The sequence below is a fragment of the Dyella kyungheensis genome (assembly GCF_016905005.1).
Lineage (GTDB): Bacteria > Pseudomonadota > Gammaproteobacteria > Xanthomonadales > Rhodanobacteraceae > Dyella > Dyella kyungheensis.
On record NZ_JADIKC010000007.1, the window covers coordinates 137,273 to 150,182 of the forward strand.

The window sequence follows — 12,910 nt, forward strand, 5'->3', positions numbered from 1 at the left end:
GATGACTGAGACCGCCACCACTCCGACGCTACGCCCACGCCGCCATTGGCTGCGCTGGACGCTGCTGTCGTTGCTTGCGCTGCTGCTGGTGCTGCTTGGCTTCCTCGCCTGGCTGCTGGGCACGGCGCCCGGCCTGCGCTTTGCGCTGGCGCGGGCACAAGGCTTCACCGATGGGCAACTGACCGTGCAGTCGGCAGAAGGGCGCCTGGTCGGGCCGCTGGATCTTGTCGGATTGCGTTATGCCGATGGCAAGGGGCTCGACGTCAAGATCGCCAAGGCGCATCTGGACCCGCGCGTACCCGCCCTCTTCCGCAAACGACTGCAGGTGCTCGACCTCAACGTGGACGGGGTCGATATCGCGCTGCCGCCCAGCGAACCCGAGCAACCCGAGAGCGAGAGCAGTTTCTCGTGGAAGCCGCCGCTGGACATGTTGCTCGAACGCGCGCACGTCGGGTCGGTGAAGATCACGCAGGCGGGACAGGCCGTATTCGCCTCCGATTCGCTCGACCTCGCAGGCAGCTGGACCGGCAGCCGCGGCATCGAACTTCGCCAGCTCGCCCTGCGCGCACCGGAAGGCCACGCGGATCTCGCCGGCAACATCGTGGTCGGCAGCAAATATCAGGGCGACAGCAAGGCAAGTTTTGCCTGGACCGCGAACGGCACCGAATACGCCGGTGAACTCGCCGCGCGCGGCGACGGCAAACAGGCGCACGTCGACCTGCAACTGACCCAGCCCACCGCCATGCGGCTTCAGCTGGAACTGGCGCAAGGCGGCGATTACGCGTGGACGGCCACGCTCGATGCCCCACCCTTCGATCCCAAGCCATGGCTCGGCGAGAGTTCGCTTACTGGCTTATCCGTGGCTCTCACCGGCAAAGGCGACCGCCGCAGCGGCACGCTCAACGGTCAACTGGGTCTCAACGATTACCAGCTGCAATTGCAGCCGCTGTCCGCGCGCTTCAGCGACGACCTCGACACGTTGACGGTCGAACAGCTCGGCATCGCCTCGCCGCAATTCAGGGGCGGCGTCGGCGTGCACGGCGTGGTGCAGCTGGCGGCGAAACCGCTCACCGCCGATCTGACCGTCGAGTGGAAAGACGTGGTGCTGCCCGAGCAGATGGCCGGCCAAACCCTGCTCAGCCACGGCAGCCTCACCGCCAAGGGCAGCGTGGAACAATTCCGCGCCCAGAGCACGCTTGCCATCGGACCGGCGGGCAAGCTCGCCGATGTCACGCTCGATCTGGATGGCACGCAGAAGCTGATCAACCTGCATGCACTCACCGTCAAGCAGCCGCAGGGCGATCTGCAGCTGAAGGGCACACTGAACCTGCAGCCGGCCTTTGGTTGGCAGTTGGAAGCCGTGGCCAACAAGTTCGATCCGGGCCATCTGCTGGCGAAATGGAACGGCTCGCTCGATTTCGACGTCGCCTCGCAAGGCACGCTGCCGCAAGACCACCCCGACGTCACGCTGGAAATCAAGAAATTCGACGGCCGCCTGCGCGACCGCACCGTGCATGGCGACGGCAAGCTGCATCTTCCGCCTGAAGGCGTGATCGATGGCAAGCTGCGCCTCGTCTCGGGCGGCAGCGACGCGCAGATCGACGCACGGCCAGGCCACAGCAACGACATCACCATCAAGCTGGCGGTGGCGTCGCTGGGCGATTGGCTGCCCGATGCCGCAGGTCGCCTGCAGGGCACGATCCAGATGCGCGGCAAGCAACCCAAGCTCGCCGTCGAAGCCAACCTGCAAGGCAACGCATTGAGCTATGCGGGGCAGAAGGTCGACACGCTGCGCCTGCTCGCCAACGTGCCGGACATCAGCCATCCCGGCGGCAAGCTCGACCTGCAGACGACCGGTGTCGATGCGGGCGGCCTCGCCTTTACCCAGGTCAATGTGAAAGGCGACGGCACCGCTGAGCGGCACAGCCTCACGCTGAGTGCGCACGGCTCGCCGCTGTCGACGGATCTCGCACTGAGCGGCAGCCTCAAGGGTTCGGCGTGGAATGGAACGCTGTCCACGCTCAATGTGGATTTTGCCGGCCTGCCCCGCTGGCGGCTGCAGCAATCGACACAGCTTGGCTACAACGATGGCGCACTCAATCTCTCCGAGCTCTGCCTCACCGCGGGCGAGCCATTGCTGTGTGCCGCGGCCAAGCAGGACAAGGCGGGGAACCTCGATGCCAACTATCGGCTGCGCAACCTGCCGATCGCCTTGATCATGAGTGCTGTGAGCACCAGCAAGGTACCGATGCGGGTGGAAGGTTCGCTCGACGGCAGCGGCAGTCTTCGCCGCAATACGGCCGGCGCGTTGACCGGCAACGCATCGATCACCTCGCCACGCGGCTCCGTGGCCTATGCGGACCGCGCCGACCAGCCGCTGGTGACCTACGACAATCTCGCGCTCACCGCGCAGCTGAGTCCCTCGAACCAGCAGATCGAACTGCACGCGGGCCTGACCAACAGCGGACGCATCGACGGCCAGGTCAGCATCAGCGGGGCGCAACAGTCGCTCGGCGGGCACGTCGGCATCCACGTAAGCAACCTCAAGCTGCTGGAGATCTTCACCACCGAAGTGGTGAACCCCAAGGGCGCCATGAACGGCGACTTCAACCTGGCTGGCACAGTGTCGCAGCCGGCCATCAGCGGTCAGGCCAACCTCACCGATTTCTCGGCGGAAATTCCCGGCCTGGGACTGAAACTCAACCAGGGTCGCGTCACCATCGGCACCACCGATGCCAAGCATTTCCGCATCGACGGCACGTTGCATTCGGGTGATGGCAATGTGGTGCTTGCCGGCACGGCGGCGCTCGGCGCGGATGCGCAAAGCGTGTTGTCGGTGAAGGGCAGCAACTTCAAGGCGGTCGACATTCCCGCGGCCAAGGTGGCGATATCGCCCGATCTGGCCGTGCGTCATGACGACAAGGGCCTGGACATCACCGGCAGCGTCACCCTGGACAGCGCCGACGTGAATCTCGACAAGCTGCCAGGCGCAGGCGCCACCCAGGCGTCGCCCGACGTCGTGGTGGTCGATGAAAAGCAGCAGGAGGAAGCGGCCAGCCAGATGCCTCTCTCGGCCACCGTCACAGTGAACCTGGGCAGGAAGACGCACCTGGTCGGCATGGGCCTGGACGGCAAGCTGAGCGGCCAACTGGTGGTGAGCGAACGACCGGGACGCGCCACCACCGGCCAGGGCCAGATCGACGTGGCAGGCACATACAAGGCCTATGGCCAGAACCTGCAGATCGATCGCGGACAGCTGCTGTTCGCCAGCACGCCGATCGACAACCCGGGCCTGAACATCCGCGCGATCCGCAAACTCAATCCGAACGCCACCATCGACGACGGCCAGCAGGTGGGCCTCAATATCGCGGGCACCGCGAAACGACCGGTGCTCACGGTGTTCTCGCAACCGCCAATGGAACAGTCCGATGCGCTCTCCTATCTCATCACCGGCAAGCCGCTGTCGCAGGTGAAGGGCGGCGAAGGCAGCATGGTGGGCGCGGCCGCGCAGGCACTGGGCTCGGCTACCGGCAACCTGCTGGCCAAGAGCATCGGCTCGCGCCTGGGCGTGGACGACATCGGCGTCAGCAGCAACGATGCACTGAACGGCGGCTCGGCCTTCACTGTGGGCAAATACCTGTCGCCACGCCTCTACATCAGCTACGGCGTGGGCCTGTTCGACCCAGGCCAGGTGATCACCCTGCGCTACCACTTCAATGCGCGCTGGAATTTCGAGGCGCAAAGCGCGACGGACTTCAACCGCGCGTCGCTCAATTACCGCATCGAGCGGTGAACGCAGTGGTAGGAGCGCACCCTGTGCGCGACCGCCCGTGCGAGGGCGGCGGTCGCGCACAGGGTGCGCTCCTACAGTGAAATGGTGGGCCACCGCCCATAGCCCAGAAGTCATGCCCACGGCAGCGGGATGAGGGACTATCGTTAGTGCTTTCCCTTACCTGGAGACCGCTCATGCGGCAACTTCGTTGGATCTTCACGGCCGCGGCGCTCACTACCACCTGCGCCATGGCAGCCACGGCCCCGCAGCCGGCACCGGCCCACGCGGCGGCACGCGGCGCCAGCGGCATCGACCTGGCCGGCATAGACCATAGCGTGCAGCCCGGCAACGATTTCGACAATTTCGCCAACGGCACCTGGAAAAAGACCGCCGAAATCCCGGCGGACCGCTCCAGTACCGGCATCTTCCTGGAAGTGTTCCAGAAGACCGAGAAGCGCAATGCGGACCTGATCCAAGGCCTCGCCTCGGGCAAGACCAAGGCGGACGCGGGCACCAACAACCGCCGCATCGCCGACTACTACACCGCCTTCATGGACGAAGCCACCATCGAGAAGCGTGGCCTCGAACCGTTGCAGCCTCAGCTGAAGAAGATCGACGCCATCCAGGGCAAGGCCGATCTCGCCCGCGTGCTCGGCGAAGGCCTGCGCGCCGATGTGGATCCGGTGAATGCCACCAATTTCCAGACCGAACACCTGTTCGGCCTGTTCGTCTCGCACGGGCTGGAAGATGCCTCGCGCAATATTCCGTACCTGCTGCAGGGCGGCCTGGGCATGCCCACGCGCGACTATTACCTGTCCGACGACAAGGCGATGGCGGAGACGCGCGGCAAATACCAGACCTATATCGCCGCATTGCTGAAGCAGGCCGGCATCGCCGATGCCGAGGCGAAGGCCAAGGCGATCCTTGCGCTGGAAACCAAGATCGCCAAGGCACAGGTCGACATCGTCGACAGCCAGGACATTCATAAGGCGAACAATCCGTGGCCGATGGACGCGTTCGTCAAGAACGCGCCGGGCCTGGACTGGAATGCCTACTTCAAGGCAGCCGGCCTCGACCAGCAGAAGATCGTCGACGTGTGGCAGGTGCCCGCCATCAAGGCACTTTCCGCGCTGACCGCCAGCGAGCCGTTGCAGGCGTGGAAGGACTACCTCACCTTCCACGCACTCAACGAAAGCGCCTCGCTGTTGCCCAAGGCCTACGCCGATCTCAGTTTCGGTTTCTACGGGCAGACGCTGTCGGGCACACCCAAGCAGCGTGATCGCTGGAAGCGCGGCATCGCCAGCACCAACAATGCGCTGGGCGACGCGGTGGGCCAGATCTACGTCAAGCAATACTTCCCCGCCTCGTCCAAGCAGCAGGTCGAGCAGATGGTGAAGAACATCCTTGCCGCGTTCGACGAACGCGTGAACAACATCGACTGGATGACGCCCGCCACCCGCGAAAAAGCCAAGGCCAAGATCGCCAGCATTCGCGTGAGCGTGGGCTATCCGGAAACCTGGCGCGACTACCGCACGCTGGAAATCCGCCCCGACGATGCACTGGGCAACCAGCAGCGCGCCACCAAGTACGAGTACGAACACCAGCTCGCCAAACTCGGCCAGGCGGTGGATCGCGGCGAGTGGTGGATGACGCCGCAAACCGTCAACGCGGTGAACCTGCCGTTGCAGAACGCGCTGAATTTCCCGGCGGCCATCCTCGAAGCGCCGTTCTTCGATCCGAAGGCAGACGCTGCCGCCAACTACGGCTCCATCGGCGCCGTAATCGGCCACGAGATCAGCCACAGCTTCGACAACCTCGGTGCGGAATTCGACGCACAAGGCAACCTGGCGAACTGGTGGACGCCGGAAGACCAGGCGCATTTCAAGGCGGCCGGCCAGAAACTGGTCGAGCAGTTCAACGCCTATGAAGCGCTGCCCGGCCTGCACGTGAATGGCCAGCAGACGCTGGGCGAAAACATCGCCGACGTCTCCGGCCTGGCCATTGCCTACATCGCCTATCACAAGTCGCTGGGCGGCAAGCCCGCGCCGGTGATCGACGGCCTCACCGGCGACCAGCGCTTCTTCCTCGCCTATGGCCAGAGTTGGCGCGAGAAGATCCGTGAGGCGGCAATGCGCCAGCGGGTGATCGGCAACGAGCACGCACCGGGTCGCTTCCGCGCGCAGACCGTGCGCAACCTGGATGCTTGGTACGACGCGTTCCAGCCGAAGGCGGGCGAGACGCTCTACCTCGCACCGGCCGATCGTGTGAAGATCTGGTAACAGCGTCGCTACGATGAAACCAAGGCCACGTCTCGCCAGAGACGTGGCCTTTTCATTTAAGCCGCTCGCATGGCGCCGCGTGGCGTGAGCAACGCCAGCACCATCGCTGCGATGAACAGCGCCGGCACATCGCCGACCAGATGACCCATGTGTTGCGGCTGCGTGAACGACTGCACCGCCATGATTGCGCCGTGCACCAGGCTCGACCACACCGTGAACCAGATCAGGCTGAGGTTGGCCAGCGGGTCGCGGGCTGCGCGGATCAGGAACACCCCAAGCGTGACGTACACACCGGCGATCATCAACGGATAGTCGGAATAGCCTTCGTGCCAGCTCCAGCCCGAAGGCCACAACTGCATCAGCGGATAGATCAGCAGGCAAACGATGCCCAACGCTACCAAGGCGATGCGAAGAAGCTTGAGGCGCTGCACGTCGCTCATGACCGTCACCCGTCTCTGTTAGCGAGGGCCGCAGTCTATGCTGCAAGGCCCTGCTTTTACGCCCGACAAACGGCCTAGAGCGTCCGCGTCATGAAGACGCTGTAAACGTCCTCGACGTAATCGCCGAACGGCGGACAATAGGTAAAACCATACCGCGCATATAACTGTCGCGCCGGTTCAAACGCGGCTGGCGAGCCCGTCTCCAGGCTCAGGCGCCGATAATTGCGCTGCACGGCTTCATCGAGGATGTGCTGCAACATCACTGCTGCCACACCCTTGCGACGATGACGATAAGAGGTGCGCATCGATTTGATTTCGCCGTGCGTGGCATCGAGCTGCCGGATGGCACCGCAGCCGACCAGCTCACCGTTCTGCCATACCGTCCAGAAGGTGATTTCCGGGCGTCGCAGCCGCCCCAGATCCAGCGCGTGAATGCTTTCCGGTGGCGAATACAAGGCCATCTCGTCGAGATGTTCCTGCAACAGCGCGGCGACTTCGGGTCCGCGCAGGTCGTCGACACGGATTTCAAATGCGCTGCTCATTGCGGCCTCTCAGTGAATACCCAGCCCTTCGATACCCACGATGTCATGGGCATCGAAGCCCGCCATCTCGGCAAAGCGCCGACCGCGGTCGGCGTAGTCGTGAAACTGATCGAAGCTTGGGGCGCCCGGCGAAAGCAGGATGATGCCGCCGGCAGGCGTTGCCGCGCGGGCGCGCGACACGGCCGTGGCGAGATCCGCCGTTTCCTCGACGGCAACACCGGCATCACGCAACGCACGTGCGATACGCGGGCCGTTGGCGCCTTGCGCCACGATGGCATGCGGCGCGTGCGCCTTCATGGCGACAACGAAATCGTTCCAGTCGAGTCCGCGATCGTGACCACCGACAATCACCGTGACGGCGCGTCCCTCCAGCGTGCGCAAGGCCGCCAGCGTGGCCTGTGGCGTGGTGCCGATGGAGTCGTTGATCCAGTCGAACCCCTCGTGCTCGCCCAGCGGCTGCAAACGGTGCGGCAAGGGACGAAAACCGGCCAACGACGGCGCCGCCTTCATGGCGTCGAAGCCCATGGCTTCCAACGCAGCGAGCGCTGCGCAGGCATTGAGTGCGTTGTGTTCGCCCGGTGCGCGCAAGCTCGCGATCGCGAACACGGCTTGAGTGCCGCGACGAATGAAGCCGTCCGCAAGATGCCAACCGGCGGCGTCGCCGAACACGATGCGGTGCGGATGCTTTGCCGTGCGCTCCAGCAACGACGGCTGCGTGGCATTGACCAACAGCTGTCGGGACACGTCGGCCAGCTTGAGCTTGTCCTCGATGTAACGCTCGCGCGAGCCATGCCAGTCGAGGTGCTCCTCATACAGGCTGGTGACGACGCCCAGCTCGACAGGGCCTGCCTCACCCGTCTGGAAACTGGACAATTCAACGGCCCAAAGCTCAGCCGATTGATCGATGAGTTCAAGCAACGGCATGCCGATATTGCCCGCCAGGGCGGTACGTACACCCAGGCTGCGTGCCAGATGCGCAAGCAACGCGGTGGTCGTGCTCTTTCCCTTGGTGCCGGTGACCGCGACGACGCGCGCACCGGGCTGCTCGGCAAACCATAGCGCCGTGCCCGAAGTCACCCGGATACCAGCCTCTTTCGCGGCCAGCAGCGCAGGCTTGTAGGCCGAGATGCCCGGCGACTTCACCACCACATCGAACATCGCCAGCGCCGTGGCATCGGGTTCCTCGCCACGTACGCGCAGCGATGCATCGAAAGCCTGCGCGGCCGCAACTTCTGCGTCGCTGCAAAACAGCGTGAGCGGCAACGCAGGCAGGCGCGAACGAATGGCAGCGATGGCCGCCTTGCCCTCGCGCCCGAAACCCCAGATCGCCACCCGCTTGTCGGCGAGATCGGCGATGCGCAGCGCCGACGCACTCACTCGAAGAACGCCAGTGCCGGCAGCAGGCGGCCAGGAATGCGCTGCTCCGCCGATGGCTGCAGCCATGGTTCCAGCGCCAGTTCCTTCGCATCGAGTTGCGGCAGGATCTCGCGGATGAAACGCGCGACCAGCGCGTCTTCCTGCCATTCCGAACGCTGACTCAGCGCCAGCATCGCGGCACGTGCCTCGGCCCCCTCACCGACGCATTCGAACGGCTTGTGATCCTGGTATTCCAAGAGGGCATCGAAACCGGGCGCCAGGTTTTCATCATCCAGCAGATTGCGCCCAAAGATGGACAGCAGACGCGGCTTGGCGAGGAACGGGGCGAGCGCGAGAAACACGAAGTGGCACTTCGGGCACTGCCCGCACCAGCGATCCGCCGGCTTGGGGCCGAGGATCTTGAAGTTGCGGTTGCAGCTGGAGAACACGTCGAAATACGGCGTGAGCTTGGCGAACGCGCGCGTCACCGCCAATTCCGAGAACGGACGCAGCAAGGAGAAGTAAGCGAGATCCGCGGCGACGTGCCGCTGCAGCCATTCACCCAGCAACTGCTCGAACGCGTAGCCCTTGCTCCACTGATGATTCACCTGCTGGCCGTCGTACTCGAGCGTGGCCGCCGACGCGGAACGTTCGTTGGCAAAGGCGATGCTGTCGAAACCGTAGAGGATGGCCGCCAGCGAGAGGATGGCGGAGTTCACCGCAGTCACCGGGATATGGCCGTTCCACGCACCCGATCGATTGAGTTCGAACAGGCCCGGCGCCAGTTCGCGCTGAATGTTGAGCATGGGAAGCCCGGTGCGCTCGGCACACGCGGCGATCAAGGGCGAATTGCCGACCCACACCGCCGTGGCATCGCCACCAATGGACTTGATCGCTTCGACCGCGACCAGCGAGTCCTTGCCGCCGCCGATGGGTACGAGCGTGCGATGCGGCAGGCCCAGCGCCTTGGCTTCTGGCTGCTTCGCGCCGCCACGCGGGAAGTTGATGCGGCCGCGCAGATCCAAGCCGTTGCGATAGGCAAATTCGGCCAAGCCGTGCAGATAGAGCTCATCGAGCAGGCCTGCCGTGCTGTCGTCCAGCGGACCATCCACGACCTCGATGCGCGGGGGCACGCCGGCCTTGTAGTAGCTGACGCCTGCAATGAGATGCAGCAGCTTCAACACTTGATCGAAGGCCGCCTGGTGGCTGGCCGGGATGGCCGGCGCATGCGGGAAGCGCACGCGTTCGATCAGCTCCTCGCCGTGGTCGAAGGCATACACCAGCTCGGCCACGCCATCGGCATAGCTGCACCGCACGAAGCGGAATACCTGGGTCAGGCGGGGGTTGATGTTGATGGTCACGCTCAAGTCTCCGTCGACGCTACTCCCTCGCCCCTGCGGGGAGAGGATTGGGGTGAGGGGCCGGCCTAGCCAAAGCCTCCACTAGCACCTCAAGAACGCCTTCTATGTTCTTCAGGACATCATTGTTCCAGAAACGCAGGACCCTGTAGCCCATCGCTTCCAGCTCCAGAGTACGAAGTTCGTCGTAAATCACCTGCTCGCCATGCTGGCCGCCGTCAAGTTCCACAATCAGGCCAGCATACGGACAGACGAAATCGGCGATGTAACGACCGATTTCGTGCTGACGTCGGAATTTCCATCCCTGCAGATCCCTGCTGCGCAGGTGATACCAAAGCCCTTGCTCGGCGTCTGTGTGGACGGTGCGTAACGATCTAGCGCGATCCACATTCAAACGCTTCATCCGTGAGCGTCCCTGGTTGAAAGGTTGCCGCGAGCACCCGCCCCTCACCCCAGCCCTCTCCCCGGAGGGGAGAGGGAGAAAGGCATGGGGACTGGGGCTATTCGAGGATGATCTCCTCCGCCTCATCGCGCAGGTTGTACGGCGAGGACATCACCTTGCCGTATGCACCCGCCTGGGCCACCAGCACCACATCGCCTTCCTGGGGCTCCGGCAGGCGGCGATCCGTGCCCAGCACGTCGCCGCTTTCGCAGATCGGACCCACCACCTGGAACAGCGAGGTCGCCGGCTCGTCCAGCCGCGTGAGATTCACGATCTCGTGCCAGGCCTCGTACAGCGCGGGACGGATCAGGCTGTTCATGCCGGTGTCCACGCCGAGGTAGCGGATCTGCCCGTGGCCCTTGCCCTTGGTCTGGGTGACCTTGGTGATCAGCACGCCGGCATCGGCAACGAGATAACGGCCCGGCTCCATCCACAGCTTGTAGTGCGGATAGGCTGCCTTCACCTCGCGCAGCACCTTGTCGAGCGCGGCGATGTCCAGGCGCGCCTCACCGGGGTGGGACGGCACGCCGAGGCCGCCGCCGATGTCCAGGAAGGTCACGCTGCCGATGCGCTCGGCGAGACTGGCCAGCTGGCCATAGACCTCGCCCCAATGGCTGTCGTCCAGGATGCCGGAGCCCAAGTGCGCATGCAGGCCGCGAACGGTGACGCCGTGAGCGTCGGCAAGACGAAGGAACGCATCGAGCTGTTCCACCGGCAGACCGAACTTGCTGCCGCTGCCTCCCGTGCGCACCTTTTCGTGATGACCCAGGCCGCGGCCCAAGTCCAGACGAAGCACCACTTCGCGGCCACGGAACAGCTCGCCCCAGTTTTCCAGCTGATAGAGCGAATCCAGTGACAGCGTGGCGCGCGTGGCGAGCGCCCACTCGTAGTCTTCGCGCGGCGCAAAGTTGGGCGTGAACAACAGCGGTGCCGACTCGGGCACGACCGCCATCACGGCCCTCAGCTCGCCCGGCGACACGCATTCGAAACCGAAGCCCTCGTCGGCAAGCGCCTTGAGGATGGCCGGATGCGTATTGGCCTTCACGGCGTAATGCAGGCGATCCACCGCACCCAGCGTCTTGAGCTCGCGCGCCTGCTGGCGCACGGTGGGCAGGTGATAAACGTAGCGCGGCGTGGCGCCCGCGCCGATCTTCAACAGGTCTGCACGGCGCTCTTCGCGCCACCATGACGCCGTCGGCAACACGACCTCGCCTGTTCCATACAACGCCTGCCAGCTCGGCCCGAACAAGGCGCTGTCGTCGGTACGCAGCGCGCCCGCCGTGATCAACAGTTCGTGCAGATGCGGCAGGAGTTCGTCGACGACGTTCTCGTCCACCACGAAGGTGAGGTTCAAGTTGTTGGACGACTGCGAAATCATGTGCACGCGCAGCTGACCGAACTCCGCCAGCACGCTGGATAGCGTATGCAGCATCGAACGCATGCCGCGACCCACCAGCGTGATCGCCGCGCACGGCGCAATCACCTTCACGCGGCAGACCTTGGCCAGGTCGCTGGCCAACGCGGCTAGCGCATCGGAATCGAGCAGATTTTCGGTGGGGTCGAGCGACACCGTCACGTTGGTCTCGGCCGAACCAATCATGTCCACCGATAGGCCGTGCTGTTTGAACTGCGCGAACACGTCGGCGAGAAAGCCGACCTGCTGCCACATGCCCACCGATTCCATCGACACCAGCGTGATGCCCTTGCGTGCGCTGATGGCCTTGACGCTGGGGGCATGCTCGCGCACTTCCGGACCGATCAGCGTGCCTTCCAGTTCGGGTCGATTGGTGTCCTTGATCAACAGCGGCACACGGGGTTCGCGCAGCGGCGACAGGCAGCGCGGATGCAGCACCTTGGCGCCTGTCGATGCGATTTCCTGGGCTTCCTCGTAATCCAGGCGCTGCAACAGACGCGCGCTGGGCACCTGGCGGGGATTGGCGGTGAACATGCCGGCCACATCGGTCCAGATTTCCACCCTCTGCGCTTTCAGCAGGGCACCGAAATACGACGCCGAGGTGTCCGAGCCGCCGCGGCCGAGCAGCACCGTGCGGCCCTGCGCTTCACGCGCAATGAAACCCTGCGTGATGAACACCTCGCCCAGCGCCGCAAGACGCGCATTGAGCGCCGGATCGGGTTTGGTTTCCACCATCGCCGAAAGCAGCTTGGTGCGCTCGTTCTGGTTGGGCAGCGCAATTGCCGCCAGGCAGTCGCGTGCATCGACCCATTGTGTATCCAGTCCGCTATGGGTGAGGAACGCCGAACCCAGCGCGCTGGACATCAGCTCGCCATGCGCCTGCACACGCGCCGACCAGGCTAGCTCGCCCAACAGCGACGGGCCGTCTACGGCCAACTGCGCGAGTTCGGCGAGCCGGGCGCCGAGGGTGTCCGGAACCGCCAGCTGCATGTGACCGAGCAAGTCGTAGTGACGCTGCTCGATCGCCTTGGCAGCCTCGATGCGTTTGCCCTTGTCTTCCTGTGCGCACAGTTGTTTGAGTGCGTCGGTGATGCCGGAGAGCGCCGAAACGACAACCAGCACACGGGCGCCTTCGGCGCGGCGGCTGGCTACCAGCTCCAGAATGTTCTGCCAGCGCGGCAGGGTGGCGACACTGGTGCCGCCAAACTTCATCACGATCCAGGGAGCGTCGTTGGTGAGCGACGCGGGGCTTTGCGGGTTCACGAGTACCTTCGGTGGTGGTTGGGAAAGACAATCCGGTGAGTGTT

The 12,910-nt window shown here is 64.5% G+C and carries 8 protein-coding genes; 2 read left to right on the forward strand and 6 right to left on the reverse strand.

Going from position 1 to position 12,910, the window contains the following annotated elements; translation table 11 throughout:
* Nucleotide 1: 1 nt before the first annotated feature.
* Together ISP20_RS15325 and ISP20_RS15330 are read left to right on the forward strand one after the other, a co-directional pair.
* The gene (locus ISP20_RS15325) at nt 2-3,793 is read left to right on the forward strand and encodes a translocation/assembly module TamB domain-containing protein (protein ID WP_204636989.1); all 3,792 of its coding nucleotides are present in this window, start codon (nt 2-4) and stop codon (nt 3,791-3,793) included.
* 173 nt (nt 3,794-3,966) lie between these two features.
* The gene (locus ISP20_RS15330; protein WP_204636990.1) at nt 3,967-6,051 is read left to right on the forward strand and encodes a M13 family metallopeptidase; all 2,085 of its coding nucleotides are present in this window, start codon (nt 3,967-3,969) and stop codon (nt 6,049-6,051) included.
* Between the two features lie 56 nt (nt 6,052-6,107).
* Here ISP20_RS15330 and ISP20_RS15335 read toward each other — a convergent pair whose 3' ends face one another.
* The 6 genes from ISP20_RS15335 to ISP20_RS15360 form a co-directional block, all read right to left on the reverse strand.
* Nucleotides 6,108-6,491, reverse strand: a complete 384-nt coding sequence (locus ISP20_RS15335; RefSeq protein ID WP_204636991.1) for a DUF6632 domain-containing protein — start codon at nt 6,489-6,491, stop codon at nt 6,108-6,110.
* A gap of 74 nt (nt 6,492-6,565) precedes the next feature.
* Complete coding sequence (locus tag ISP20_RS15340; protein ID WP_204636992.1) at nt 6,566-7,033, reverse strand: GNAT family N-acetyltransferase; 468 nt, start codon at nt 7,031-7,033, stop codon at nt 6,566-6,568.
* Between the two features lie 9 nt (nt 7,034-7,042).
* Complete coding sequence (gene murD / locus ISP20_RS15345) at nt 7,043-8,395, reverse strand: UDP-N-acetylmuramoyl-L-alanine--D-glutamate ligase (RefSeq protein WP_204637363.1); 1,353 nt, start codon at nt 8,393-8,395, stop codon at nt 7,043-7,045.
* Nucleotides 8,396-8,406: 11 nt separating this feature from the next.
* A complete protein-coding gene (gene murL, locus ISP20_RS15350; RefSeq protein WP_204636993.1) occupies nt 8,407-9,750 on the reverse strand; it encodes a UDP-N-acetyl-alpha-D-muramoyl-L-alanyl-L-glutamate epimerase in 1,344 nt (447 codons plus the stop codon).
* Between the two features lie 19 nt (nt 9,751-9,769).
* Entirely contained in the window at nt 9,770-10,150 is a 381-nt protein-coding gene (locus ISP20_RS15355) for an endonuclease domain-containing protein (RefSeq protein ID WP_204636994.1), read from the reverse strand.
* A 97-nt stretch (nt 10,151-10,247) separates the two neighbouring features.
* Nucleotides 10,248-12,866 carry a bifunctional aspartate kinase/diaminopimelate decarboxylase gene (locus ISP20_RS15360; protein ID WP_338031017.1) on the reverse strand — a complete coding sequence of 873 codons (2,619 nt, stop codon included), beginning with the start codon at nt 12,864-12,866 and terminating at the stop codon, nt 10,248-10,250.
* Between the last annotated feature and the right edge of the window lie 44 nt (nt 12,867-12,910).